Source organism: Rhizobium brockwellii (assembly GCF_000769405.2).
GTDB lineage: Bacteria > Pseudomonadota > Alphaproteobacteria > Rhizobiales > Rhizobiaceae > Rhizobium > Rhizobium brockwellii.
Window position 1 is genome coordinate 458,255 of record NZ_CP053441.1, and the last position, 26,447, is coordinate 484,701.

The window sequence follows — 26,447 nt, forward strand, 5'->3', positions numbered from 1 at the left end:
GGAAGCCCATAGTCGACAGGAAAGACTGTCGAAATCAAGAAATTATAATGCGGCTGGCATCGGATACGTCAGCTGCGGTGAAGTTTCCTTAACCTCGAAACGTATAGTTGCTGATCGAGGCCGGTTTCATCTCGATGGAGAAGCCCGGCAGAGTGGGCGGCATATAGGCGGCGTTCTCGATCAGGCAGGGGTCGAGGAAGTTTTCGTGCAGGTGATCGACATATTCGATGACGCGGCCGTCCTTAGTGCCCGACACCGCGACGTAATCGATCATCGACAGATGCTGCACATATTCGCAAAGGCCGACGCCGCCGGCATGCGGCCAGACCGGCAGGTCGAATTTGGCGGCGATCAGCAAGACCGAGAGCACCTCGTTCAGCCCGCCGATGCGGCAGGAATCGATCTGCACGATGTCGATCGCGCCCTCGGCGATGAACTGCTTGAACATGATGCGGTTCTGGCACATCTCGCCGGTCGCGACTTTCACCGGGCCGATCGCCTGGCGGATCTTGCGGTGGCCGGCGACATCGTCGGGGCTGGTGGGTTCCTCGATGAAGAAGGGCTTGGCGAAGGAGAGCGCCTTGACCCAGTCGATCGCCTGGCCGACTTCCCACACCTGGTTGGCGTCGATCATCAGGTAGCGGTCGGGGCCGATCACCTCGCGGGCGATCCTGAGGCGGCGGATATCGTCTTCCAGGTCGCGGCCGACCTTCATCTTGATATGGTTGAAGCCGGCATCGATTGCCTCCTGGCAGAGGCGGCGCAGCTTTTCGTCGTCGTAGCCGAGCCAGCCGGCCGAGGTCGTGTAGCAGGCGTAGCCCTCTTTTTCGAGGATGGCGATGCGCTCCGCCTTGCCCGCCTCGGCGCGCTTCAGGATTTCGACCGCCTCGTCGCGCGTCAGCACGTCGGTGAGATAGCGGTAGTCGACGATATCGGCGATCTCTCCCGGCGACATCTCGGCGACGAGCCGCCAGACGGGTTTGCCGGCCTGTTTGGCGAGCAGGTCCCAGACGGCGTTGACGACCGCGCCCGTCGCCAAGTGGATGGCGCCCTTTTCCGGGCCGATCCAGCGCAGCTGGCTATCGCTGGTCAGATGCCGCCAGAAGGCGCCGGGATGGGCGAGAACTTCTGTGAGATCAGCGCCGACGACGAGGTGGCGCATCGCCTCGATCGCCATGCAGCAAATGTCGTTGCCGCGGCCGATGGTGAAGGTCAGGCCGTGGCCGGCAAGGCCGGGCGCATCCGTATCGAGAATGACGTAGGCCGCCGAATAATCCGGATCGGGGTTCATCGCATCGGATCCATCCAGGCTTTGCGACGTGGGAAAGCGGAGATCGAAGACACGAAGGTCGGTGATGCGGGTCATGGTGTTTCTTCCGATTTGTGGGCCGACCACATGGGGTCGATTGCTGGGGCCGGACCGGCCGACGGGACTGCCGGCCGCATCGTCGGCTGAAATCAGATCGTCCAGCCGCCGTCGATGGCGATCGCCTGGCCCGACGTGTAGGTGGCGCCGGCGAGATAGACGGCGAGATCGGCGATCTCTTCCGGCGAGCCCAGCCGGCCCATCGGCTGGCGGGCGATGAAGGCGGCGCGCGCGGCGTCGTAATCGCCCTGAGCCCGCATGCGGTCCTGCAGCGACGGGCTTTCCACCGTTCCCGGGCAGATGGCGTTGCAGCGGATGCCCTGACCGACGTAATCGGCGGCAACGGCTTTGGTGAGCCCGATCACCGCCGCCTTGGTAACGCCATAGGCGAAGCGGTTCGGCACGCCCTTGATGCTGGAGGCGACGGAGGCCATGTTGATGATCGCCCCGTCCTTGCGCTCGATCATGCCGGGCAGCACGGCGCGGATGGTGCGAATCATCGCCTTGACGTTGAGGTCGAAGGCGAATTCGAGATCGGAATCCTTCATCTCGAGGATCGAGCCGGCATGGACGAAGCCGGCGCAGTTGAATAGCACGTCAACAGCGCCGATCTCGGCGACCAGAGCCTTGACCGCATCCTCTTCGAGCACGTTCAGCTTGTGCGTGGAAACCCCGGTTTCCGCGGCGAGCGTCGCTAAGGCCTCGGTGTTGATGTCTGTCGCGTGAACCTTGGCGCCGATCGCGGCAAAGGCTGCCGCCGTCGCCCGGCCGATGCCCTGGCCGGCGGCGGTGATGAGAACGGTCTTGCCGGAAAGTCTGTTTGTCATGTCACGGGCCTTTTCTGGAATTGTCTACGCTGGACGATGGAGTGCGGTTGATGTCTTGGCGAAGCTCGGTCGTGATGGAGTGCCTGTCCATCATCGTCCGCCATTCGCCCTCTTTGAGCGTTTCGACCGGGTTCTGGCAAGACATTCGGCCCGCCCATTGCGCCGGTCTGCTTCCGGATGTGTGCGGCTCTCTGTCTTAAATGGAGGAGTTGGCGCTGTTGCACAGGCAGATCAGCGCCGGATCCTGCCGAACGGCAGCATGTGGACGCTTGTCTTTGCCGACCTTGGCTGGCTCCGGGGCCGATGACCATTCCCATGCGCTGCATGGTCTTCCTCCCTGTCCCCGGCCTGCTCTTCAGTGATGATTTGTCTGTTTATAGACAAACAGACGATTGGCCAAGGGTCAAGTGCGAAGTTTTGCTTTTCCGGCTGCGGTTCTGCGTATATGCAGAATGATATTCACAGGGGGAAGGAATGGAGACCGACGAGTCCGACCGCTACCGCGCTCCTGCCCTCGACAAGGGCCTCGATATCCTGGAGTTGCTCGCCGGCGTCGACAGCGGCCTCACCCAGGCCGAAATCGCCAAGCGGCTCGACCGCAGCCCCAACGAATTCTACCGCATGCTCGACCGGCTGGTGCGCCGCGGTTACGTCACCCGGCTGGATGGCGACCGCTACTCTCTGACGCTGAAGCTCTTCGGTCTTGCGCAACTGCATGCGCCGGTGCGCCGGCTCGCCTCTTACGCCACGCCGCTGATGCGCGATCTTGCCCAGCGCACGCGCCAGGCCAATCATCTTGCCGTCTTCGATCGCGGTGCTGCCGTCGTCATTGCCCAACAGGAGGCGCCGGACTATTGGGGATTCTCGATCCGCATCGGCGCCCATATCAGCCTCTTCGACACCGGCTCGGGACATGTGCTGCTTGCCTTCCGCAGCGCGGAGGAGCGGGAGATGATGATCTCGGAACATGTGCGCAGCCGCGCGGAGGTCGAACTCGGGCCCGAATTCTACGATCGTCTCGACCAGATCCGCGAGCGCGGCTACGAGATGATGGCGAGCGCCCAGACATCAGGCGTCTACAATCTTTCCGCGCCCGTCCTCGGACCCGACCGCCGCTGCATCGCCGCCCTCACCTGCCCCTTCATCGCGCTCGTCAATGCGCCGTCGGCTCCCGATATTACCCAGGCGATTACCCTGGTGCAGAAGACCGCCGCCCAGCTTTCGCTACTTGCCGGCGCCGATGTCGTCAATCCGGCCTGAGGCCTCAAGAATTTCTATTTGAACAATCCATTCACCAGGGATAGCTTTGCGCGAAGCCATTCCTGGAGGAAAAGAAAGCGTGTTCATCGACACCCATCTGCACATCATCGACCGGTCGGCGCTGCCCTATCCCTGGCTCTCAGGCGTGCCTGATCTCGATCATGATTTCCTCTACGAAGCCTATGCGACTGAAGCCCGGCGCTGCGGCATCACCACGGTGCTGCATATGGAGGTCGACGTCGATCCCGCCGCGATGCAAGCCGAGACCGATCACGTCGCCGGCATCGCCAAAAGGGAAGGCAGTCTGATTGCCGGCGCCATCGTCTCCTGCCGGCCGGAGGAGGAAAGCTTTGCCGCCTATCTCGAGCGGCAGAAGGCCGATCCCTTTGTCAAGGGGTTCCGCCGCGTGCTGCATGTCGTGCCCGATGATGTCTCCGAAGGCGCCCTGTTCCGCGAAAACATCAGGCGCATCAGCGGCAGCGGCCTGACCTTCGACCTTTGCACATTGCCGCATCAGGCGAGCCGTGTGACGGCCCTCGTCGATCTTGCCCCCGACGTGCAGTTCGTGCTCGACCATTGCGGCGTGCCGGATATCCGCTCGGACGCCTTTGAGCCCTGGAAGGCCGGCATATCAGAGATTGCCCGGCGGCCGAACGTCGTCTGCAAGATCTCTGGCGTCGTCGCCTATGCCGATGCGAAGACCTGGACGGCAGAAACGCTGCAGCCCTATCTCGAACACGTGATCGCAAGTTTCGGCTGGGACCGCGTCGTCTGGGGCAGCGATTGGCCGGTCTGCACGCTTGGTGGCGGCCTCTCTACCTGGGTCGCGGCGACCCATGCGATGCTCTCCACCAGCAGCGAGGCAGAGCGCTCGAAGTTGCTTTTCGCCAATGCCCAGCGCCTCTGGTCGCTCTGACGTCACAAAATAAAGCGACCGGTCTCCTGGACGTGCCATTTCGGCATGTTTTTTGTATCATTCTGGGACAAAAAACGCCCGATTTTCGGGCTTAACTCTATCTGCATGCAAGCAATTGCTAGCCTTATTTATCTCGGCTAAAAGTTGTTGACACGGATATGGCGAATGACACCTGTCCGCTGCCTTCAGAAGGGAAAATGAGATGAAAGAAGAACCGCATTCCGTCGATGTTCACGTCGGAAAGACGATCCGCATCCAGCGTCTGTTGAGGAAAGTTTCTCAGACGGAACTGGGAGATCGCGTTGGCGTAACGTTCCAGCAGATCCAGAAGTACGAAAAGGGCTCCAACCGCGTTTCCGCCAGCATGCTGGTCGAAATCGCCGGCGCGCTGAAGGTCGATGTCAGGACGTTTTTCGACGACCTGTCGACCCCTGACAATGCCAACGACAACCCCGCTCCGAGCGAGGAATTCGTTATTTCGCGCGAAGGCGTGCTTCTCAATGCGGCGTTCTTTTCGATCAAGAACGAAGCGCTTCGCAAGAAGATCCTGAAGCTCGTCCAGGCGATTGCCAACACCGAACAGTTGGAAACCGAAGCGGCCGAATAGACCGGATGTCCTTCACGCGCCCCCAACGGACCGCATGAAGATCAATGGCGATCGATCGGATCAATCGCAATCGATCGGGATCAATGGCGATCGATCAGGATTAGATTCTCGCTGGCATCCTTCATTGCGATCTTGGCTTTGCTGCCGAGCAGCTTCTCGAGATTGACGTCAAGCTCCCTGTCGGGATCTATGCCGTCCCAATCGATGACGACCTGCAGCAGCGCCATGTTCGTCAGGTGCACCAGATTGCGCAGCTGAAGCTTTTCAGCCTCATCCTTGGCTGCCGACAGCAGCCGGAAGATCCTTGCGTATTCGCTGCCGGTAGCCTCGTTGTATTGATCAAACATCGTTCCCGCCTCTTTGGTCGTGGAACCCTACGATTCCCTCACTGCTGCATCTTTCCGCCGCGACCGTTATTCAAGCGTTACAGGAACCGCATTGCGCGTGACTTCGGCGTGCAAGAGCTCCCAATGTGAGGTCGCGGCAAAGTGCCAGTCACGGTTGACGGGGAGGAATTTATCCCGGCGCAGCCATTCCAGCACCAGTCGCGCGTCGTTGCGCTTGCGCTCGACGCGGCTGCTGCGGATGGCGGCGAGGATATGGTCGCGGCGCGGCTTGCGGAAATGGCACTCGTCGGCCACCTTCGCATAGGTGCGCTCGGAGAAATGCAGAAACCGGCCGGCCAGCAACAGCTTCTTGCGCTCACCGGGCGAAATCTCGCCTTTGGCGTGAAGCGCATCGATTGTCGGCTCAAAATCGACCCAAGGCACGGAAAGCGGTAGCCAGCCGAGCTCCTGTGGCGCATGCACCAGCGCGACGGCCTCATCGTCGAGCAGCCGTCCGGACTCGTAATCTTCGAAGATCGAGCCGAGCCCGACCATGCCGAAGGGCGCGCATTCAGCTGCCCGCAACGCCCCCATGCTGGCCCCGCCGGCAACGGCGACATCATGTTCGAGTGCGTAAAGTATTTCCTTGTGCCAGACCGAAGGCAGGTCGCCGAAGTAACCGTCGACCAAGCCGATTGCAGTGGCGCCGTCCCGAACGGCCTTCAGGATGTCGCCGGCGGCGGCCGGCGGCCGGAAGTTCATGCAAGGAGACATGGCTCTTGCAGCGGCAAGATCACTGCCAAGGCTCGGGCCGACGAACAGCACCTTCATGATTCGGCTCCTCTTATGGTGTTGACCGCGCGCATGCCGAGCTGGATGTATTGGCCTGATATATCGACCTCCAGTCCCGGCACGATCACTCTGACGACCGAGATCGGCAGGGATCGATGCGGAAAGGGCACGACGATGATCTGCTCGATGCCGGTCGCCGCCAGTCGGTCGGCAATATGAGCGATGGTTTCCTGGATTGGCGCCGGGCGGCGATGACGGACCTGGAACGCGCGCATCCGACCGTCGCCCTCGCAAAGTTCGACCACCTGCTGCATCGCCGCACTCCGGTCGAGCCGCTGATAGATGCGCGGCGAGAAATCGTCGCGGCTGCCGGCGATCGCGGTCAGCCGGCTCTGCGCCGCTTCGGTGATGGCACGCAGCGCGGCGCGCACGGGATCGGGGTGGCAGCCGCAGCCACCGCAGACATGCGACCAGCGCGCGTCGACACGGTCGGAAAGATTGCCTGGCATGATGACGGCCAGAAAAGCGGGAACGCCGATATCCGTCGTCATGTCGAGCAGCAGCAGTTTCATGCCGGCGCGTGTGATCCGGTCGGTCATGACGTCGATGACCGCATCGCCGAAGGAGGCAGGGTCGATGCGGCTCTCCTTCAGACGTTCCGGCGATTTCAGCTGGGTCAAGGCCCAGGCGTCGCGCTCCACCAGCTCGCAAAGCCCATGCAAGACCGCTTCGGACGGGGTGTTGCCGGAGGCGAGCCCATCGCTCGACTGCTCGAAGCCTGGCGGCCTCTCGCCGCGATGGTCGAGACCGACGAGCCACCAGGGCACGAAGAAGCTGCTGCCGGAAAGGATGTCGAGCCCTGTGCACCAGGGAATAGGACTGCTGCCGATCTCGTCGGGCGCGCAGCGTGCGACATTGTCGAGATCGATCATCGCGGCATGCTCCGCCCGCATGCTGTCGATCGTCGCCTGCGTCAGGTCGGCGGGGGCAATTTCGGCGATCCGCGTCTCGACCGCTTCCATCGCCGCCGAGGTCATGGCGGCATCATTGTCGATACCCTTGCCCTGAAACACCGAGAGCGTATGGCTATTCGGCCTCGTTGCGAAGGCGACGGGGATGTTCAAGACGTCGAGTGCAGTCAGCAGACCGACGCGCGTGATGCCGAATTCGCGCAGATGCGGCCTGATGGCTGCGAGGGTCTGAGCCGGCGTGACCGCGCGGTCATGATAATCGCTGACACCGGCCGATGATCGTTTAAGGTCACCGGCTAGCGTTTCAAGGTCGGTGAAAGCGGACATACCGATCTGTTCCTTAGCGGAACCTCAGCGCATGCGTCAGGCTCTCGAGCGCATTGGCGGAAACGTTGAGTTCGTCCTGCTTCAGGGCTGCCCTGGCGGCAGCAGAAAAGCGCAGCGACTGTGTCTGAGCTGCAGTGGTTTCAGCATTCGTCTTCATGTTCCATCTCCGATTGGTTGAACAGCGCCTTGCTGCCGTTAACCATCGGAAAGAAACATTGCCTGCGTCATTTAAGCGTTACAGGCTTCGTTAAAAGGCCTTGCAATCAGGGAAGACCAGCAAGTTGCAGGCCCTGTATCAGCGGTTCCGTATAGGCGGGATCGCGATCGGGGACGAAATGACGGATGTCCTCGCTGCGGAAATCGGGGAAGTTTTCCAGCACCACCCTGGCGTAATTCCTGGCTTTGCTCGTCTCGCCTGCCATGGCATGCGAGGCGGCGAGCAGACGGGCCGTCGCCTGCTTGGTCTTCACCGGTTCCAGCGCCTCGATCGCCATTTCATATTCTTCGCGCATGAAGTGGATGCCGCCGAGGTTCCAGTAATAATAGTCCGGCGGCAGCGGATTGAGTTTGAAGGCCGCGCGGCTGAGCTCCAGCGCTCGATCGAAATCGCCATCGTGGGAAAGCGCATTGGCGAAATCGGCGAGGATGTCTGCGTCGTTAGGATTGAGATCCTGAGCCTGCTGGAAATATTCCAGGCTTTCGTCGAAGCGGCGGCGATAAAGCGCCACGAAGCCGAGCTCGCGATAGGCCCGGCCGCTGTTCGGATCGGATTGCTGCGCTAGCCGGGCAGCACCGTTCGCCTCGTCGAGCAGTTCCTTGTCCCGCATGCCGCGGATCAGCCATTCCATGCCGAGCGCGCGCGACATGCCAGCATGGGCGGCGGAAAAATGTTCATAACGATTGAGCGAGGATTTGAACCATTTGCGCGCCTGGCGCAGATGCTGCAGATCGGTCTGGGCAATCAGCCGCTTGCCTTCCAGGTAGAGACGGTAGGCGGACGGCGGCGCCTCGCCGATTGGTATCGCCAGTTCGTGACGCTCGATCGTGTCGGCAAGCGACGAGACGATCCGCCGCGTCAGATGCGCGAAGGATTCGCTGATCTTCTGCATGACCAGCGGCAGTTCGATGGCCCAGATCACCTCCGATGTCGTTGTCCGCGTCAGCCGGCAGGTCGCAAAGACATCCTCGTCGCGGCCCTGGATGGTGACGTAGACCGCATAGTCGAAGCTCAGGTCGAGCGGACCGGGCACGGCACGTGACGGATCGATCGAACGGCTGAGGATCTCCAGGCTCGTATGCGCCGCGATCACCTTGAAGCCGCGCTGCTGGCTGAGCCCGATGGTGACGTCTTCGAGAAGCGCTCTGCCGACGCGCTCCATCAGCGGATCGGTGAAAATGCTTTCCGGCGGCAGGATGATGATACGCGGCTGACCAAGCGGACCGACGGAAAGGTTAAGCGCCGACTGAGGATGTCCCGACGTCGCCTGCGCTGCCGGCACCAGGTTAAGTTCGCGGGCAAGAGCGGTGGTGCTTTCTTCCGGCTCGGTGTCGAAATCGTCCTTCAGCTGGCTCTTGCACTTCAGATAGGCCTGACGCGCCGCTGCCGGATCGTTCATCCTGACATAGGTGCGCATCAAGGCGCGATAGGCCGTCTCGCTGGCAGGGTCGAGTTCCAGCAGGCGCCTGGCAAGCGTGACCTGCTCTTCATCCGATCTGTCTTCTGATATCTCGACCAGCCGGGTGAGATGGGTGGAGCGCAGTTCATCGACACGTTGGCGCTCAAAGGTCAGCCAGTCCTCGGCGCCCTGCGTCGGCGATTTGACGCCTTCGAGCAATTCGCCGTTCAGCAGGCCGCCGTCTTCGGGGGCGAGCGGCCCTTTCTGTTTCAGGATATGAACGTCGACCTCCCAGCCATCGGCAAGGCCGATATGGGTTCGGGTCGCGGCAAGCAGCGGTGGAAGGCCGGCGGGAACGCTCTGTTCGATGCGCGCCAGCAGCTGGCGCAGGCTGCCGGCCCGTTTTTCCGGCAGCTCCGATTGCCAGAGCTGTCGCCTGACGGTTTCGCGGTCGAGTTCGAAATTGGGTTCGGCGGCGAGCATGGCGAGGAGAAAATAAGACTTCTCCGGCAAGGGGAGTTCTCTCCCCGCCGCCAGCAATCGCGGTCTTCCGAGCAGGCACAGCCTGTTCGTCAACATCTGCCGGATGTCCATCGCATCTCGGTTCTCACCCCCTGAAAGCCAAGGCGCACAAGCGCACCGGCCAATCAAAGACATGTTAGAGCCATAAGAGCCCGGCGCATAGCGGTTTTGCTTTAAAAAGCAGAAATTTCATCGAATATTTGCATATTGGCGCACCACTCGCGCAGTGGATGATTGATCAACACTGTCATCAGGATACGGTTTGCGTTCACTGGCGGCAGGTTATTGAGCTATCGACGGTCCGTATTTCGGGCTGTTCTCGATCAAATTGCAGCCACCGTGTAGTCCGAGCGCTTTGATGGGCTCGATCGAACGCCGGGCGAAGCGGCGCCAATCGGCCGGATTGTCGTGCTCGGTGACGATATGCTCAGCCTTTCTCTCGCGGGAAAGTAGTACGAGCATCGTAAACTTAACGATCTCACAGCGAAGTCCACCCTTCGTTAAGTTGACGATGCCCATCAACGCGATCCTGGTCGGCCAGTACATCAAGCTCTATTTCTGCCTGTTCAGGAAGATCCAGGCACGGAAAGCGGCCCCAGCAGCGGGAGGTCTGGTATCGGCGGTCATATAGCGGACATCGAGACTGAACAGACAAGGGGGACCGGCGGGCTTTGCCAGTCCCTTTTTTGTTCCCTAGAGAGCGGCTCACGCGGTCTGGACATCTGTGAGCATGCTGTAGGAGGGCAATGTCCTGTTGGCGAAGATCCCCTTGCGGAGGAGGACCCGGTCGGAGTGCGGACGGGCGATAACCTGGTCGAGGCTCCAGGCTTCCAGGATCATCAGGTCTGCCGGACGATCGACGCCGATCGTACCGGCGTCGATGCCCATGATGCCGGCGGGTGCCGGGCCGGCAAGAGCGGGCGCATCCGCGTAAGGGTGGTCGAGATGCAGGATGCGCACCGCTTGCCGCCAGGTGTCCAGCATGTCGTGATCGCCATAGGCAAAGAACGGATCGCGGCAATTGTCGCCGGCCGCGGCGACCGGAATGCCAGCCGCCTGCAATTCCTGCACGGGCGTGACCCCGCGCCAGCGCGGCGTGCGGCCGTTTTCGCGATCCTGGAGATACATGTTGACGGTTGGCAGCGTGATGATCGAGAGGCCGGCATCGGCGATCAGCGCGATCGTGTCGCGCAATTCTTGCTCGCCCAGAAGCGCAAGCGAACAGCAGTGGCCGCACGTCACGCGCCCCTCGTAACCGTGTCGGATGGCGGCACGCGCCACATGCGGCAGGGCATCGGCCTGTGCCGCCTCGTCGACATGTAGATCGACATCCAGTTCCCGTTCCTTCGCCAGCGCAAATAACCGGTCGAGCAGCAGGTCGATATCGTCGAGGCCTGACCCATGGGTGCCCCCGGAGGCGCGGGTGACGCCGCCGAGCAAGCCGCCGTGGACGGCAACGATATCGGCAAGGCGGGTGCCATAGTCGTCGCGATAGGCATCGAGCGGCACGAGGCCGGCAGCCTGCAGGGTGATGCAGCCTTTCCAACGTTCGCGCATTTCGGCAAACGCGCTCCAGGTGATTTCCGCCTGCCCCTCGTGACTGTCGAGATGGGTGCGGATAGCGGCCACGCCATGGGCATCAGCCGTTGCAAGAGCGAATTCCATCCGCCGCAGGAGGTCGTCGGCATTCCAGTGTGCAAGCCGGTCCGCCGTCGTCGCGGCGCGCGCGCCCGGATGCGTGCCGCCGGAATCGGGCGCCCGTCCCATGGTGTGGCCCTTGTCGAGATGGGCGTGCGCGTCGATCAGAAGCGGCCAGACATGGCGGCCGTCTAGCGCGACTGCATCTTCGCCACCATCGGCAAGGGCCGGCGTTATCGCGGCGATCCTGCCGTTCTCGACCAGAATATCGACGAGGGCTGAACCGTCCCGGTCCACCTCCGCACCACCAGGCACGTCATCTGCAAGCAGCGCGACCGGGACGCGCGCCTTCGCAAGACGAATGCGCTCCTGTCTCGCCAGACGGGCGGCAAGGGTGGGAAACAGGGAAAGATCGTTCATGGTGGGTCTCTATCGGATGGGTTGCCGAGCGATCAGCTCTCGTCGAACGAGGCGAGCAGACGCTCCTGTGCGAATTGCATGAAATGGCTGCCGGCGGGCGAAAGCGAGCCGCGGGCGCGGTGGAGGATATTGAGCCGTTGCAGCGAGCCGGTTCCCGTCAGCGGAATGAAGACCAGGTCGCCGGTTGCCATTTCGCGGTCGACATCGAGCCGGTTGAGGAAGGTTATGTGAGGCGTTGTCCGGGCAAGGCGCTTCATCAGTTCCATCGAATTGGTCTCGACGACGGGAACAAGGGTGGCACGCGCCGGGGCAGTCGCCTCGACGACCTCGCGCAGCGACAGCGATCGATCCGCCAGAACCAGCGGATAGAGCAGGCAATCGGACATGCGCACGGTCTTGCGGTTTGCGAGGGGATGGGCGGGCGCGACGACGGCTCCCAGCGCATGGCGGAATTCGGCGGCGCGTTGCAGCCGGGTATCGTCCGGCAGGTTGTAGGCAATGGCGAGATCGGCCTGGCCGAGCGCAACCATCTCCGCAACAATCGTCCGGTCGCCGACCATGATCCGCAGGCTGACCTGCGGATGTTTTTCTCGGTAGGCGGCAACGATCTCGGCAATCCGGCCCGCAGCGAGCGTTGCCATGGTCGCCAGCACCACCTCGCCGCGATTGAGCCCCTTGAGGGACTGGATCTGCGCCCGCATCCGCTGATGCGCCTGCAGTGTCTCGCGAATGTGCTGGATGAGGATCTCGCCAGAACTCGTCAGTTTCAGGCCGCGCGGCAGGCGCTCGAAAATGGGTGCCTGCAGCTCTTCCTCAAGCTCCAGGATATAGCGGTTCACCGCAGAGGCGGCGACATGCAATGTCTTTGCCGCCTTGCGGATGGAGCCCTGTCGGGCCACCTCGTCGATATAACGCAGCGCGCGTCCATGAAGCATGATGGGTCCGTTGCCTGACGGGAGTCGGATTGACTGTTCCACGATGTCACCGCAACGGACCATCTTCAACGTCACTTCTTGGCGAAATTGGCGTTGATGCGCCGGGTCAGGTATTCGCCGGCGGTGATCGCCTCGTATTTGCCGAGCGGACCCTGCATGACGGCATCGCGGTTTGCCTGGCAGAAGAACGGCAGTGACAGTCGGCGGCCCATGTACTCATTCTCCCGCGGCATGCGCACCCGGTGCAGCGTCGACTGCAGCTGGTCGTCCGACCAGCGCATCAGCATGTCGCCAATGTTGCAGGTGATGTAGCCTTTGCGCGGCGGAACATCCGTCCATTCCTTCAGAGCTGCATCCTTGCCCGGGCAGACCTGGAGCCCGCCTTCGCCCTCCTTCTGGTGAAGGATGGTCAAGCAATCGAAGTCCGAATGCGCGCCGGCACGCCACGACGAGAAGTCTTCCGGCTTGGCGCCTTCCATCGACATGTAATGGATGAGGCGCAGAGTCGATTGATAATGGTCCGAAGACGGGTCATGCGCCTTGGTGAAGAAATCCTCGGCAAAGCCCATCTTCAGCGCGAAGCAGGAGAGGATGCGCATGCCGAGTTCCCAGTTCTGTCGCTCGAAGCGAAGCATCTTTTCCCGGAAGCCCGGAAGATCGTCTTCGCTCGGCCACAGGTTGAGGCGGATCATGTCCGGCCGGGTGAGCTGGAAGCTCTCCTTGTTATCCGGCGTACCGGTGGAGGGGCGGACCTGCGCCTTGAATTCCCAGCCGGCATTGATGCCCTTCGGCATTGGGGTTTTCGCCTTAACCTCCGCCGGCAGTGCGAAGAATGTCCAGGCCGTTTCGAAGGCCGCGTCGATATCGTCCTGGGCGATGCCGTGATTGTAGACCTGGAAGAAACCGATATCGACCGAGGCCTGCCAGAGTGCATCAGCGATTTCGTGCTTGCGGTTGTCGAAGTCAGAAAGGTCGATGACGGGGATTTCCCGGTCAACGGTCGTGCCGATGCCGCCGATGGTCGCTTCCTTGGCGAGTTCCGCGAGGGTGTCTGTCTGGATATTCATATCATTCTCCTTACGTGAATGCCGGCGAACCGGCGGTTGAGGAGCAATGTCCGGGCAAGGCCCGACCGCTTCTACTCCGGATCGGTTCAGCCGTTTTTCGGCAGGCTCCAGGGAAAGAGGAGCTTCTGCGTCAGGACCACGGCCTGAAACAGCAAGAGCGACATGGCGGCGAGCACCAGCAAGCCGGCCCAGGCCTGTGGCAGCTTGAACAGGGAGGTCGACAGCTGGATGAAATAGCCGACGCCGGCTTCGGATGCGCAGAACTCCGCAACCACGGCGCCGATGACGGCAAGCGTGATCGAGATTTTCAGCGCCGAGAAGATGTAGGGCACCGCAAACGGCAGGCGTATCTGGGTGATCTCGCGGAAGCCCGAGGCGCGCAGGCTTCGCGACAGCTCGATCAGCTCCGGGGAGGTTGCCGCAAGGCCCGTTGCGGTGGAGACGACGAGCGGAAAGAAGGTGATGAGACAGGTGATAACGATGCGTGGCGCATCGCCGGCCCCGAGCACGACGATGATGATCGGCGCAATCGCCACCACCGGCGTCGACTGCACTACAACGAGCAGCGGATAGAGCGTTCGCGACAGGAATGGCGATCGCATCATGACCACCGCGAGTGGAATGGCGATAACGATGGACATCGCATAACCGATCAGCGCCACCCGCAACGTCGCGGCGATGTGACCCATCCAGCGCTCGAAGCCGATGGAGGAGAACGAGCCGAGGATCGCGCTTGGCGGCGGCAGCAGATAGGTCGGGATCGACAGGAGCCGCGCCGCCGCTTCCCATAGCAGCACCGTGCCGATCAGGGCCGCGGCGGACGTGATGCCCGGCAATGCCAGAACCTGCTTGAGGAGCGCGACCGGCGTACGGCTCTGCATGGCCTCACGCCGCGTGACGGGTGAGGAGGAGATCGCGGAGGTAATCGGAGAGGTCATGGATCGCCTTGTCCTTTGCAGTTTCAGGGCCGCGTGGCCGGCCGACGGGAACGGTGACTTCGGTCAGGATCGAGCCCGGCCGTCCGGTCATCACCAAAACGCGGTCGGACAGAAGCGCCGCCTCGCTGACGGAGTGGGTGATGAAGACCACGGTCTTCGGACGTTCGGAAAAGATGCGCAGCAGATCGAAGCCCATCACCTCGCGCGTCAGGGCATCCAGCGCCGAGAAGGGTTCGTCCATCAGCAGGATATCCGGGTCCATGAGCAGCGCGCGGGCGATGCCGACACGCTGTTGCATGCCGCCGGACAGTTCGTCCGGCAGGCGTTTCTCGAAGCCGGCAAGCCCGACCATGCTCAGCAGTTCACCCGCCCGCCCGCGCTCCTCTGCCGTTACCCGGCCGGTCTTGTGGCGGGCGGGAAACACGACATTGTCTTCGACCGTCGCCCAGGGAAGCAGCGTCGGCTTCTGGAAGACGATCCCGATGTCGTCACGCGGGGCCGTCACCGGCAGACCGAAGACGTCTGCCGAGCCGGACGTCGGCTTCAACAGGCCGGCGATCATGCGCAGTAGGGTCGATTTCCCGCAGCCCGAAGGGCCGAGGATCGAGACAAACTCATGCCGGGCCACATCGAAACTGACGTCGCGCAGGGCTTCCGTGCGCCCGGATCGGGTTTCGAAAACCTGTCCAAGCCTGTCGAAGCGGATAGCGGGCATCGCCATGGCGGTTACTCCGCGACGACGAAGGTGCGGTTGACCGTGGTTTCCGGATCGAGCTTGGCCGGATCGATGTCCTGCGCTTCAGAGACACGGCGCCAGGTTTCGGCGAGGCGGGCGGTTTCGAAGGCACCGAGGCCGTCCTTCTCCGTCACCTCGTTGAAGATCAACGGCAGCGTGTCCTTGAGCGAACCCTGGACATCTTCCGAGCCGAGTTCCGGTACGATGGCGGTGACAGCAGCGGCAGCCTTCTCCGGATTCTCCTTGGCGAACTCGACGGATTTCTTGTAGGCGGCGATAAAGCGGGCGGCGACCTGCGGACGCTTGGCGAGGAAATCGTCGCTGGCGATGAGAGATGCGGAATAAAGCTCGAGCCCGGCTGCCGACCATGGCAGGGCAACGATCTCCTTGCCAGCTTCCTTGCCCTGGTTGCTATAGCGCGTCAGGTCGGTCATCCAGGCGATGATGCCATCGGCATTGCCGGTCATCAGCATCGGGCCGAGTGCGCCGGGATCGGCCTTGATAAGCTTGATATCCGCCATGTCGATGCCGGCATCCTTGAGCACCAGCGGCAGGTAGACATTCGAGGATGTGAAAGGCGACGTCGCGATCGTCTTGCCCTTGACGTCAGCGACGCTTGCGATCGAACCGCCCTTGGCGACGTAGAAGGCATGCGGCCCCTTGTTGAACAGCGACATGACGGCGGTCACCTTCACGCCTTCATTGGCGCGGGCGGCCATCAGGGCGCCGATATCGGAAACACCGATGTCGGAGGACGCGGCGGCAAGGCGCGAGATGGCGTCGGTCGAGCCGCGACCGGAGGCGATCTCCACCTCAAGGCCGGCGTCCGAACAGAAACCTTCCTGGATGCAGACGTAGATCGGCGCCTTGTCGCCACCCGGCAGCCAATCGAGCTGAAAGATCACCTTGTCGGCGGCGGAGGTGGCGCCGGCAGAAAGGGTTGCGGCAAGTGCATAGAAGGCAAGCTTGGTGCGGGACATGGGTCGACCTTTCGCAACTAGTGTTCGGTTTTTAAGGACGGATAGTGATTGGCGACGCGCTCCGGATCGAAGCCATCCGCGACGAGCCTGGCAATTGCGCAATCGCGTTTTTCAGAATGCTTGCTGCTCAGGCATGCAAAGCAACGATGCGCGCGAAGGTGACCAGCTCCAGCGTCGATCTCTGCGGATTTTCGGGCGAGATCACTGGTTTTTCCCTGCATTAGGACATCTCCTCGACAGATTTACCCGCCGAGCAATGTCCAGAACCGAGGCTCAGACCGCTTCTACTCGCAGGTCTTTTGTCTCATGAATTTCCGGCGTTCTGCAAGATTTTAAACGCTTCAACTCTCGTGCTGAAAAAACAGGCGAAATTCACGGCATTGAGGTTGAGGTGGGCAGGCACGTCATCTATTTGATTGAAATCAAAGTATAAATTCCTCTGCAGCCGAGCGGGGCGGCGGATGAAGAAATAAGCGTTCTAATATTTAGAGCGCTTAGCTCGTAATTTTCTTGTCGCACCTTCAGCTTGCATCTGCGTTTTCCGGGCGCATTTTTTCTTGTAGCGACCCGCATCTGGACGGTTTCCAATGCCTCCTTCGTATGCAGGCGATCGCCCATTGCCTTGGGCCGTCAGCATGTCTGAAGTTGAACTCGAACATATGCCGAAGCGCACGAGATCGCCCAGATGATCATGAATTGGCGTTTCAGCCGCAGTCGAGAAGGAACTTGGGGCCGTCACGTTTACGATGGACCCGCATCTCTCTAACGGCGGCATCGTCAGTCCACGGACGCTATGCCTATTACGACACGGTGCCCGATCTCGCCGTGATGATCGAACTGCTGGAATTCGACAGCGATAAGGAAGCTCAGCCGAAGCGGGCCAAAGAGATTACAGCACCTGTGCAATCCGTCTCGGGCTTGTTTCCGTTGCGGTCGCCGCCTCGACGAAATCGAGCCCGATATCCAGCACCGGGGCGCTGTGCGTCAGCCAGCCGACGGAAATGAGGTCGACACCGGAAGCGGCGATTGCGGCAGCCGTTATCGGCGTTACGCGGCCGGACGCTTCGGTGATGGCTCGGCCGGCGACGAGGGCGACGGCCTCGCGCAGCTGATCCGGCGTCATATTGTCGAGCAGAACAGCGTCGACGCCGGTCTCCATCGCTTCACGCAGCTGATCGAGGGTGTCCACTTCGACCTCGATCTTCACCATATGGCCGACGCCCGCCCGCGCCCGGCGGATCGCTTCAGCGACCCCACCGGCGATGGCGACGTGATTATCCTTGATCAGCACAGCGTCATAAAGCGCGAAGCGGTGGTTCATGCCGCCACCGGCCCGCACCGCATATTTCTCCAGCGCCCTGAGGCCCGGCGTCGTCTTGCGCGTGCAGGCGACGGAAGCCTTGGTGCCGCGAATGGCGGCGGCAATCTGAGCCGTCACAGTCGCAATACCTGAGAGATGGCCGAGGAAATTCAGCGCGGTGCGCTCGGCGCTGAGCAGGCCACGCGACGGACCTTCGATGGTGGCGATCACGTCGCCAGGCTTGACCGCATCGCCATCCTGGAGATGGCGGCGCATGACGATCTCGGGATCGACGAGAGAGAAAGCGAGTTCGGCGGCATCGAGACCGGCGATCACGCCCGGCTGACGGGCCGCCATCACTACCGTCGAACGGTGATCGCGAGGGATGACCGATGCCGAGGTGATGTCACCGGCAAGACCCAGATCTTCGAGCAGGGCCGCCCGCACCAGCGGCTCGACGATCAGGCGCGGAAGGGGAACGAGGCTCATCTCAGGCACTCCTTGCAAGGGCATAGGGCGGCGTCGCGCGGGCGATCTCCAGCGCTTGGGAAAGGTGCATCTGGCGCCGGTTGGCGTTGGCGAGCTTCAGCGGAAAGTCGGTGCGGGCATGGGCGCCGCGCGATTCCATCCGCAGGCTGGCAAAGACGGCGATCAGCAGCGCGACGATGGCCGGATCGGCGGCAGGACCGTTGCCTTCGGCAAGTGGCAGCAGTGCGGCGATCGCGCCATGAAGGGCGCCGGCATTGCGCAGCACGCCGAGATGGCGCGAGACGATCGGCCGGACGAATGACGCGTCGGCCGGCGCCGGGAGACTCCCGGCGGAGATGGTGCCGGTAAAACTCGCCGGCATGCCTGAAATGTCGCGTGCCGCCCGCATGCCCATGACAGCAGCCTCCAGCAGCGAATTGCTGGCAAGCCGGTTTGCGCCGTGCAGGCCGGTCGAGGCCGCCTCGCCGGCAACCCAGAGACCGGGAACAGAGCTGCGGCCATTTGCATCCGTGGCCACGCCGCCCATGTGATAGTGAACGGCCGGGCGCACCGGAATGAGGTCTTTCGCCGGATCGATGCCGGTCTCGCCGCAAAGGGCGGAAATGACAGGAAAGCGCGCGGCAAAGCGGCTGCCGAGGGCATCGCGGGCATCGAGAAAGACTCGTCCTCCGCGGGCGATTTCGGCGCTGATGGCACGCGCCACCACGTCACGCGGTGCAAGTTCGGCGCCTGATATGCGGGCCATGAAGCGTTCGCCTCGTTCGTTGACGAGCAAAGCCCCCTCCCCGCGCACCGCCTCGCTGATCAGCGCCAGCGGCCGGCGGCGTGAATCGAGTGCGGTCGGATGGAACTGGACGAATTCCATATCGGCGAGCGCGGCACCGGCCCTTGCTGCGAGCGCGATCCCCTGGCCGAAATTGCCCATTGGATTGGTGGTCGCGTCGTAAAGCCCGCCAATGCCGCCGGTGGCGAGCACCACCCTCGATGTCGGCAGAATGGCGGCGCCTTTGGCGGTCGCGCAAAGCAGGCCGGCGACCTGCTCGCCGTCCATCACAATCCGCCGCGCCTCGAAGCCTTCGAGCACTGATATAGCTGGGGTATTCATCACCGCCTGGATTAGCGCGGCGATGATCGCCGCACCCGAGCCGTCGCCTTCGGCATGGACGATACGACGGCGATTATGGGCCGCCTCCAGCCCGAGCGAGAGTTCGCCGGCGGCATTCCGGTCGAAGCGCACGCCGGCCTGCTCCAGCGCGGCGATAGCCGCTGGTGCCTCGGCGACGATGTCGGCGGCAATGGCTGGATCGCAGAGCCCGTCGCCGGCGGCGAGCGTATCGGCAAGATGCAGCGCTGCGCTATCGTCGGCGCCGACGCTGGCGGCGATGCCGCCCTGCGCCCAGGCGCTCGATGTCTCCGCGCCAAGGGCCGCGCGGGTGATGACGACGGAAGGTTCAGGCGCCAGTGTCAGTGCGGTCATCAATCCCGCAAGCCCACTGCCGACGATCACCGTGCGTCCTGATAGCTGCTCGAGAATCTCGGTCATATCGCCAGCATCCTTTCGACGGCGCGGCGCGCGGCCACCGCAATTGCTGGGTCGACGGTGACCTCGTGGCGGTTTTCCTCAAGGGCGGCGCGGATATTGCTCAGCGTGATCCGCTTCATATGCGGGCAGAGATTGCAGGGGCGAATGAATTCGACATCGGGATGGTGCACGGCAACGTTGTCGCTCATCGAGCATTCGGTGAGCAGCACGACGCGCGCCGGCTTCTGTTTGCCGACATAGTCCGACATGACGGCGGTAGAGCCGGCGAAATCGGCTTCGGCCACCACCTCTGGCGGGCATTCCGGATGAGCGAGCACGGTTACGCCGGGATGGTTTTCGCGCAGCTGGCGCACATCCTCGGCGGTGAAGAGTTCATGCACCTCGCAATGGCCGTGCCAGGCAATGATCTCGACATCAGTCTCGCGGGCGACATTGCGCGCCAGATATTCATCCGGGATCATCAGCACCTTCGGCACGCCGAGCGATTCCACCACTTGCTTGGCATTGCCCGAGGTGCAGCAGATGTCGGAGGCAGCCTTCACCGCGGCCGAGGTATTGACATAAGTGACGATGGGGACGCCGGGATGGGCCTGGCGCAGCAGCGCGATATCCTCGGGCGTGATCGAATCCGCCAGCGAACAGCCGGCGCCGAGATCCGGGATCAGCACGGTTTTCCCGGGGTTTAGCAGCTTGGCCGTTTCGGCCATGAAATGCACGCCGGCAAGCACGATGACATCGGCATCGACCTCGATCGCCTTGCGGGCGAGCGCTAGACTGTCGCCGACGATATCGGCCACGCCGTGAAAGATCTCCGGTGTCTGATAGTTGTGCGCGAGAATGACGGCGTTGCGGCGGCGCTTGAGTTCGAGGATCGCGTCGACGTCATTTTCGAACGTCATCCATTCGGCTTTGGGAATGACGCGGCTGACGCGCTCGTAGAGCGAGGATGCGGAAACAGGATAATTCATGACCGGCTCCTAATTATGCTCCATTTGAGCATATCATAGGCAAAGAGATATTCTCACGGTGAGCATATGTCAATTGCGGGAGAGCGGTAATTTCGTTCCAGCCAGCGCCCGTTCTTCGAGAACGGTATGGCGAAAGCGGAAGAGCTTGGCCGGCCGGCCGCCGGTTTCGCTTTCGGTTCCGCCGGTTTCCTCGACCAGTTCCTGCTGTTCGATGAGGCGGCGGAAATTCTGCTTATGCAGCGTCAGCCCTGCCAAGGCTTCGATGGTGCGCTGCAGCCTCAGCAGCGTGAAGCTCTCCGGCATCAGTTCGAAGACGACCGGGCGGTATTTGATCTTGGTGCGGAGCCGGGCGATGCCGGTTGCGAGAATTCGGCGATGATCGGCAAACATCGCGCGGCCGAGATTGGCCTCCGCCCCGCATCCGGCTTCCGAGACGAGCCCCGCCTCGTAAAGCAGTTCATAGCGCTGCAGGGCCAGATCTTCGTTCCAGCCGCCGCCGTCGAGGCCGAAGGTGAAATCCGCCCGGCGATGGCGATGGTCGCGCCTTGCCGGATCGGCATCGGCCCAGCTCCTCAGACGCGCCATGATCTCGTCAAGCACGGCTGGCCGGCCCTGCCGGTGGTCTTCCCAGGGGAAATATTCGTACCAGCCGTGCCATCCCGGCCGGCCGGCGCCCGACTGCTCGCTGACGAGGCCAAGATAGCTGATCGAGATCGTCCGCCCGCCTGGGATGTCGTTGTTCCGGTCGCGATCGGCGAAGGTGTAGAGCTGTTCGAGATAGCCGACGGGATGTTCCGTCTGCTCCTGCACCCATTCGCGCAGGCCCGATTGCAGGGTGCGATGCCCCATTTCGAAAGGCCCCGACGGCAGCGCATTGCCGGAGCGGATGGTCATCACGCGCGGTTCGTCCCCCGTCACCGCGACGAGCACCGCAATCAATTCCGCATGCGCAAAGCCGATCGTCACAGGGGACCGAATACTCCGTTCCGAATGAATCGAACGGATGATTCCTGACACAGGCCGGGACGGAAGCCAATGGAGAGGAAGCGCCTTTGCGGCGCTTCCCACATCATCGAGGCAACAGAGCGCGTTTGCCCTCAGCTATTGCCCGTCTCGCTTTTCAGCCGCTGTAGAAAGATTTCCAGTTCCACGTCGTCGATACCGACGAGATGGCGCTTTTCCGGATAGGCGCCGGTCCTGACATCCTCGGCAAATTCCGTAAAGGCGGCGATACGCTCGCGCTGCAGCCGGTCGTGTTCGGCGGCGAAGTCGCGATAGACCTTGGCATGGCGGGGATAGTGGTCGCGATTGGCGCCGAGCACGTCGTCGGCGAAGAGATATTGGGCGTCGCAGCCGCTGCCTGCTCCCATGGAGATCATCAGCATCGAGGTGTTGCTGCTGATGGCGGCAGCGACATCCCCTGGGACGACTTCGATTTCGGCGGCGAAGGCGCCGGCCTCTTCCAGCGCCTTGGTCTGCCGCCAGATTTCGGCCGCACTCGCCGCCGTCTTGCCGACGGCGCGGAAGCCGCCGGTCCAGGTCGCCTTCGAAGGGATCAGTCCGAGATGGCCGCAGACGGGGATACCCTCGTCCCGCATGCGTCGGATCGTCTGCAGGCTTGCGGCGCAATAGACCGCATCACCGCCTGCCTTCAGCGCCGCGAAGGCCGCACGCAGATAGTCCTCGGCCGAGACATGATCGCCATATTCGAGCCCCGGAATGACAAAGGGAGCGGGCGCGGCTTCGCGAAAGACCGGCCCGAGCAGCGAGGGCGGCACGGAGACGATGTCGATCCCCGCCTTTTCGGCGGCTTCCGCCTCCTCCAGCGAGGTGACGCGCAGCATGGTGAGCTGGCGCTTGCCTTTTTCCGAAAGCAGATCGGCGACGGTTGCGCGTCTATGTTTTTTCATCATCAATTCCTTTGAAAATATCGGGCGGCTCAGGCGGCCAGCAGGGATTTCAGCTTGATGTCGCTGGCTGCGAGTGCTGCCGGGTTCGGATGGGCGCGCGCTGCGATCAGCATTTCGGCGAGCCTGATGTCGCGTGCCACCGCATTGCCCGGCCCGATTCCGCTTGCGGCGATCAATCGACCGCCGGCGTCGAGATGGAACAGAATGAAGGCGCCTGCGCCGAGCTCGCGGCGCTGATGCGTGGCAGCCCCTTCGGCAAGGCCCGATATCTGCAGCGTCATGTCGTATTGATCCGACCAGAACCACGGCACCGCCGAAACGGCCTCGTTAAGGCCGAGCATGTTGGCCGCGGCCAAGGTGCCCTGCTCCTGGGCATTGCGCCAGGATTCGAGCCGCACCCGCCGGCCGCCATAGATCGAAAGCGGAAAGGAGCAGCAATCGCCGGCCGCAAAGACATCCGGTGCGGAGGTCTGGAGATGGATATCGACGGCAATGCCGTTGTCGATTGCCAGCCCGGCCCTTTCGGCGATCTCGACATTCGGCCGTGCACCGATGCCGACGAGCACGAGATCGGCTTCGATCACCTCGCCGGTCGACAATCGGATCAGGGCTTTTCCGTTTTCCTCGGTCAGCGCCTCGATGGAGACGCCGCAGCGGATATCGACGCCCTCGGCGCGGTGGCGCTCGGTGAGCAGATGGGCGATCTCTTCCGGCACGCCGCGCTTAAGCACGCGTTCCAGCCCTTCGATGACGGTGACCTCGGCGCCAAGCAGCCGCGCCGTTGCCGCAAGTTCCAGTCCGATGAACCCGCCACCGATGATGGCGATATGCCGTCCCGGCTTCATCGCATCGCGCAACGCCGCCGCATCGTAATGCGTCCGCAGCGAACGAATATGCCGGCTGCCTTCCTGTGCGCCGGGGAATGACCGCGCGGCGGCACCCGTCGCAAGCAGAAGCTTGTCGTAGGAAAGCACGTTACCGTCCGAAAGCGTGACGGTCCTGGATGCGGTGTCGAGATCCCTTGCCTCGAAGCCGGTCAGCAGCCGGATGCCGTTTTCGATATATTTTTCCGCCGCGGCGATGAATTTTGGATCGCTCGCATCGGCGGGACCGGCCTTCGAAAGCGGCGGCCGTTCATAGGGCGGAAGCGGCTCGGCGCCAACCAGCGTTATCTCGCCGGCAAAGCCCTTTTCCCGCAAGGCGAAAGCGGCGCGCGCACCGCATTCGCCCGCACCCAGGATGACGAAATGAACCACGCGAACCTCCCTCAGAGCGAGATGAAGACGGCACCGTCTTCGATCTTGACAGGATAGGTCTTGAGGTTGACGCAGACCGGCGCACCCTTGGCTTCGCCCGTCTTGTAGTTGAAGCGGCCGTTATGCTTTGGACATTCGATGATCTCATCCATGACAAGCCCGTCGGCGAGATGGATATGTTCATGCGTGCAGAGCCCGTCGGTCGCGAAAAATTCGTCGTCCGGGCTGCGATAGACCGCGAATGTGCGCCCGTCATGGTCGAAGCGGATGACATCCTCCTCGTCGATCTCATCCTTGTCGCAGACCTGGATCCAATTTCCGCTCATCTTGTCCTCCGATTGTAATTATTGCGCGGCCGGGGCCAGCTCGTTGTGGAATTCCTCGCGATAGGGCCGCGCGGTGGCCGGCAGTTCGCGCCTCAGGAAATAATCCTCGTTGCGCAGCTGGCGCAGGAAGGCCGGGATCATCTCGCGATAGCCGGACCAGATCGATGGGTTCGGCGCCGGCAGGTCGTGCTTGATCATCGCGTGTAGCCTGGGCAGCGCGTGGTAGGGCACCATCGGAAACATGTGATGTTCGACGTGGTAGTTCATGTTCCAGTAAATGAAGCGGCTGATGGGGTTCATATAGACCGTGCGGCTGTTCAGCCGATGGTCGGTCACATTGTCGGCAAGGCCGCCATGCTGCAGCAGACCGGTCAGCACATGGTGCCAGGCGCCATAGAGGCGCGGCAGGCCGATCAGCATCAGCGGCAGGATCGAACCCGTGGCGATCGCGGCCGCGATCGTCACGACATAGATCACCAGCCAGATGCGGGCGATGCGGATGGCCTTTGGCTGCTCCATCTCCGGGATGAAGGTCTTCTCCGCCGCGCTGACGCCGCCGAAGGCATTGCGCAGCATGTCGACGATCGCATGCCAGGCGTCGAGGATGCCGAAGAAATTAAGCACCAGCCGGAAGAGATCAGGCGGCCGCATGACGGCGATCTCGGGATCGCGGCCGACGATCACCGTATCGGTGTGATGGCGCGCATGGCTCCAGCGCCAGGTCACCGGATTGCGCATGATCATGAAGCAGGCGATCTGGTAGACGACATCGTTCATCCAGCGCGTCTTGAAGGCGGTGCCGTGACCGCATTCGTGCCAGCGGCTGTCGGAGGCCGAGCCGTAGAGCACGCCATAGGCGAGGAAGAAGGGCACGGCCACCCACGTGCCCCAGAAATAGATGCCGAGCCCGGCAAAGATTGCCATGGCGCCGAGCCAGATGATCGTGTCGCGGATCGCCGGCGCATCGGAGCGCTGCATTAGCGCCTTCATCTCCTTGCGGGGAATGTCGGTGTGATACCATTCGGCTGCCGCAAGCCCCGTCTCGACGGCGGTGCGGCCGCTTCCGCCGAGGAGGTCGTAGTCACGTTTCTTCGTCTGGGTCGCCATTATCCGCCTCCCGTTATGCCCTTGCCTGGGAGAATAGGTTGACTTTGGAAAGCGCTCAATGCAGGCTTGATATAATCTATCAAAAGCCATCATAAATGGCTTGCATTCATGATTGAATCCATCAGGAACGCCGATGCGCCGTCCCACCATATCCGATCTTGCCCGCGCCTCCGGCGTCAGTGTCGCCACCGTCGACCGCGTTCTCAACGCGCGCCACCGGGTGCGCGAGGAGACAGCGCGACGGGTCTATGATGCGGCGCAGTCGATCGGCTATCACGCTGTCGGCCTGATCAAGCAGCGCGTCTTCGAGGATCTGCCGCAATACAGGCTCGCCTTCCTGCTGCAGAAGCCGATGCAACCCTTCTATCAGAGCTTCGTGCGTGAGATCGAAACCGCGGCACGGGCGCTGACGAGCGCGCGCATCCAGACGCAGATCGACTTTCCTTCAGCCGCGACACCGGCAGCGATCGTCGAAAAGATCAAGACGCTCGGTGCCCGCAACCAGGCCGTTGCTCTCGTTGGTCCGGATTATCCGGCGGTGACGACGGCGGTCGAGGAGTTGAAGGAGCGCGGCATTCCCGTCTTCTCGCTGCTCTCCGATCTCGCCACGGGCGTGCGCGACGCCTATGTCGGCGTCAACAACCGCAAGGTCGGGCGCACTGCCGCCTGGACGATTGCGCGGACGGCCGGCAGGCCCGGCAAGGTCGCCTGTTTCGTCGGCAGCCACCGCTTTCACGGCCATGAGCTCAGAGAAATCGGCTTCCGCTCCTATTTTCGCGAGAATGCGCCTGAGTTCGATGTCGTCGACACGCTGATCAATCTCGAGACTGCCGAGATCACGCATGAGGCAACGTTGACACTTCTGCAGAAATATCCCGATCTCGTCGGCCTCTATGTCTGCGGCGGCGGCATGGAGGGGGCAATTTCGGCATTCCGCGAAGAAGGTGTCGGCGGCAAGATTGTCCTGGTGGTCAACGAGCTGACGCCCGACAGCAAAGCCGGCCTTGCCGACGATATCGTCGCCATGGCGATCGGCACCCCCCTGCCCGCCCTCTGCAAGGAGTTGATGGTGCTGATGACGGGTGCGATCGAAAACGGCGAAACGGCTGTTCCCGGGCAGCTCTTCCTGCCTTTCGATATTCATATTTCCGAGAACATCTGAGGCGTGATGGAATTCCATCATTCCGTTCGAAATTCTCTCAGCGATGAAAGCGGGCACCGGCGATGACGGATGGATTGCGACGCGAATTCCGATAGAGATTCGCTGACCCATTCACGAGGACTGCTCCGCTCTGATGCGGAGA

Annotated in this window: 27 protein-coding genes; 4 read left to right on the forward strand and 23 right to left on the reverse strand. The window is 62.3% G+C overall.

What is annotated here, in order from left to right; all coding sequences use genetic code 11:
- Positions 1-88: 88 nt before the first annotated feature.
- Together RLCC275e_RS30225 and RLCC275e_RS30230 are read right to left on the reverse strand one after the other, a co-directional pair.
- Positions 89-1,366 carry an L-fuconate dehydratase gene (locus tag RLCC275e_RS30225; RefSeq protein ID WP_033183852.1) on the reverse strand — a complete coding sequence of 426 codons (1,278 nt, stop codon included), beginning with the start codon at positions 1,364-1,366 and terminating at the stop codon, positions 89-91.
- A gap of 92 nt (positions 1,367-1,458) precedes the next feature.
- Entirely contained in the window at positions 1,459-2,193 is a 735-nt protein-coding gene (locus tag RLCC275e_RS30230; RefSeq protein WP_003553379.1) for an SDR family oxidoreductase, read from the reverse strand.
- Between the two features lie 474 nt (positions 2,194-2,667).
- Here RLCC275e_RS30230 and RLCC275e_RS30235 point away from each other — a divergent pair, with 474 nt between their 5' ends.
- The 3 genes from RLCC275e_RS30235 to RLCC275e_RS30245 all read left to right on the forward strand — a co-directional run bounded on the left by RLCC275e_RS30235 (position 2,668) and on the right by RLCC275e_RS30245 (position 4,976).
- Positions 2,668-3,453: an IclR family transcriptional regulator gene (locus RLCC275e_RS30235; RefSeq protein WP_033183851.1), complete on the forward strand. Its 786-nt coding sequence runs from the start codon at positions 2,668-2,670 to the stop codon at positions 3,451-3,453.
- A gap of 79 nt (positions 3,454-3,532) precedes the next feature.
- On the forward strand, positions 3,533-4,369 hold the full coding sequence (locus tag RLCC275e_RS30240) for an amidohydrolase family protein (RefSeq protein WP_033183850.1): 837 nt from the start codon (positions 3,533-3,535) through the stop codon (positions 4,367-4,369).
- Positions 4,370-4,571: 202 nt separating this feature from the next.
- Positions 4,572-4,976, forward strand: coding sequence for a helix-turn-helix domain-containing protein (locus tag RLCC275e_RS30245; protein WP_003553384.1), 405 nt, complete (start codon positions 4,572-4,574; stop codon positions 4,974-4,976).
- Positions 4,977-5,056: 80 nt separating this feature from the next.
- On the opposite strand, the gene RLCC275e_RS30250 is transcribed toward RLCC275e_RS30245, so the two are convergent.
- From RLCC275e_RS30250 to RLCC275e_RS30350, 21 genes are all read right to left on the reverse strand, one after another.
- A complete protein-coding gene (locus RLCC275e_RS30250; protein ID WP_033183849.1) occupies positions 5,057-5,323 on the reverse strand; it encodes a hypothetical protein in 267 nt (88 codons plus the stop codon).
- Positions 5,324-5,389: 66 nt separating this feature from the next.
- Positions 5,390-6,133 carry a TfuA-like protein gene (locus RLCC275e_RS30255; protein WP_033183848.1) on the reverse strand — a complete coding sequence of 248 codons (744 nt, stop codon included), beginning with the start codon at positions 6,131-6,133 and terminating at the stop codon, positions 5,390-5,392.
- Positions 6,130-7,392, reverse strand: coding sequence for a YcaO-like family protein (locus tag RLCC275e_RS30260; protein WP_033183847.1), 1,263 nt, complete (start codon positions 7,390-7,392; stop codon positions 6,130-6,132). Before RLCC275e_RS30260 ends, RLCC275e_RS30255 begins: the two co-directional genes overlap by 4 nt.
- A 13-nt stretch (positions 7,393-7,405) precedes the next feature.
- Positions 7,406-7,549, reverse strand: a complete 144-nt coding sequence (locus RLCC275e_RS30265) for a hypothetical protein (RefSeq protein WP_003553391.1) — start codon at positions 7,547-7,549, stop codon at positions 7,406-7,408.
- Between the two features lie 106 nt (positions 7,550-7,655).
- Positions 7,656-9,602, reverse strand: a complete 1,947-nt coding sequence (locus RLCC275e_RS30270) for a BTAD domain-containing putative transcriptional regulator (protein WP_050516856.1) — start codon at positions 9,600-9,602, stop codon at positions 7,656-7,658.
- A gap of 210 nt (positions 9,603-9,812) precedes the next feature.
- On the reverse strand, positions 9,813-10,049 hold the full coding sequence (locus RLCC275e_RS30275; RefSeq protein ID WP_050516859.1) for a hypothetical protein: 237 nt from the start codon (positions 10,047-10,049) through the stop codon (positions 9,813-9,815).
- Between the two features lie 186 nt (positions 10,050-10,235).
- Positions 10,236-11,588, reverse strand: a complete 1,353-nt coding sequence (locus tag RLCC275e_RS30280) for a cytosine deaminase (RefSeq protein WP_033183845.1) — start codon at positions 11,586-11,588, stop codon at positions 10,236-10,238.
- A 32-nt stretch (positions 11,589-11,620) separates the two neighbouring features.
- Positions 11,621-12,592 (reverse strand): LysR family transcriptional regulator, encoded by a 972-nt coding sequence (locus RLCC275e_RS30285; protein ID WP_082229847.1) that lies wholly within the window; start codon positions 12,590-12,592, stop codon positions 11,621-11,623.
- Positions 12,593-12,594: 2 nt separating this feature from the next.
- Entirely contained in the window at positions 12,595-13,590 is a 996-nt protein-coding gene (locus RLCC275e_RS30290) for an isopenicillin N synthase family dioxygenase (protein WP_033183843.1), read from the reverse strand.
- A gap of 86 nt (positions 13,591-13,676) precedes the next feature.
- Positions 13,677-14,471 (reverse strand): ABC transporter permease, encoded by a 795-nt coding sequence (locus tag RLCC275e_RS30295; protein ID WP_033183842.1) that lies wholly within the window; start codon positions 14,469-14,471, stop codon positions 13,677-13,679.
- 4 nt (positions 14,472-14,475) lie between these two features.
- Positions 14,476-15,249 (reverse strand): ABC transporter ATP-binding protein, encoded by a 774-nt coding sequence (locus RLCC275e_RS30300; protein WP_033183841.1) that lies wholly within the window; start codon positions 15,247-15,249, stop codon positions 14,476-14,478.
- Between the two features lie 5 nt (positions 15,250-15,254).
- Positions 15,255-16,244, reverse strand: coding sequence for an ABC transporter substrate-binding protein (locus tag RLCC275e_RS30305; protein ID WP_033183840.1), 990 nt, complete (start codon positions 16,242-16,244; stop codon positions 15,255-15,257).
- A gap of 17 nt (positions 16,245-16,261) precedes the next feature.
- On the reverse strand, positions 16,262-16,465 hold the full coding sequence (locus tag RLCC275e_RS30310) for a hypothetical protein (protein ID WP_165402841.1): 204 nt from the start codon (positions 16,463-16,465) through the stop codon (positions 16,262-16,264).
- Positions 16,466-17,133: 668 nt separating this feature from the next.
- On the reverse strand, positions 17,134-18,057 hold the full coding sequence (nadC, locus tag RLCC275e_RS30315) for a carboxylating nicotinate-nucleotide diphosphorylase (RefSeq protein ID WP_171816984.1): 924 nt from the start codon (positions 18,055-18,057) through the stop codon (positions 17,134-17,136).
- Positions 18,035-19,576 (reverse strand): L-aspartate oxidase, encoded by a 1,542-nt coding sequence (locus RLCC275e_RS30320; RefSeq protein WP_033183837.1) that lies wholly within the window; start codon positions 19,574-19,576, stop codon positions 18,035-18,037. Before RLCC275e_RS30320 ends, nadC begins: the two co-directional genes overlap by 23 nt.
- On the reverse strand, positions 19,573-20,544 hold the full coding sequence (gene nadA, locus RLCC275e_RS30325; protein WP_033183836.1) for a quinolinate synthase NadA: 972 nt from the start codon (positions 20,542-20,544) through the stop codon (positions 19,573-19,575). The genes RLCC275e_RS30320 and nadA overlap by 4 nt, the downstream gene beginning before the upstream one ends.
- Before the next feature lie 69 nt (positions 20,545-20,613).
- Complete coding sequence (locus RLCC275e_RS30330; protein ID WP_171816983.1) at positions 20,614-21,612, reverse strand: NUDIX hydrolase; 999 nt, start codon at positions 21,610-21,612, stop codon at positions 20,614-20,616.
- A gap of 29 nt (positions 21,613-21,641) precedes the next feature.
- Entirely contained in the window at positions 21,642-22,457 is an 816-nt protein-coding gene (locus tag RLCC275e_RS30335) for a 3-methyl-2-oxobutanoate hydroxymethyltransferase (protein WP_171816982.1), read from the reverse strand.
- Between the two features lie 26 nt (positions 22,458-22,483).
- A complete protein-coding gene (locus tag RLCC275e_RS30340) occupies positions 22,484-23,710 on the reverse strand; it encodes an NAD(P)/FAD-dependent oxidoreductase (RefSeq protein ID WP_033183833.1) in 1,227 nt (408 codons plus the stop codon).
- An 11-nt stretch (positions 23,711-23,721) separates the two neighbouring features.
- Positions 23,722-24,036, reverse strand: a complete 315-nt coding sequence (locus RLCC275e_RS30345; RefSeq protein ID WP_003548266.1) for a MocE family 2Fe-2S type ferredoxin — start codon at positions 24,034-24,036, stop codon at positions 23,722-23,724.
- 18 nt (positions 24,037-24,054) lie between these two features.
- Entirely contained in the window at positions 24,055-25,143 is a 1,089-nt protein-coding gene (locus RLCC275e_RS30350) for a fatty acid desaturase family protein (protein WP_033183832.1), read from the reverse strand.
- Positions 25,144-25,276: 133 nt separating this feature from the next.
- Here RLCC275e_RS30350 and RLCC275e_RS30355 point away from each other — a divergent pair, with 133 nt between their 5' ends.
- Entirely contained in the window at positions 25,277-26,305 is a 1,029-nt protein-coding gene (locus RLCC275e_RS30355) for a LacI family DNA-binding transcriptional regulator (RefSeq protein WP_033183831.1), read from the forward strand.
- The last annotated feature ends 142 nt before the right edge of the window (positions 26,306-26,447 follow it).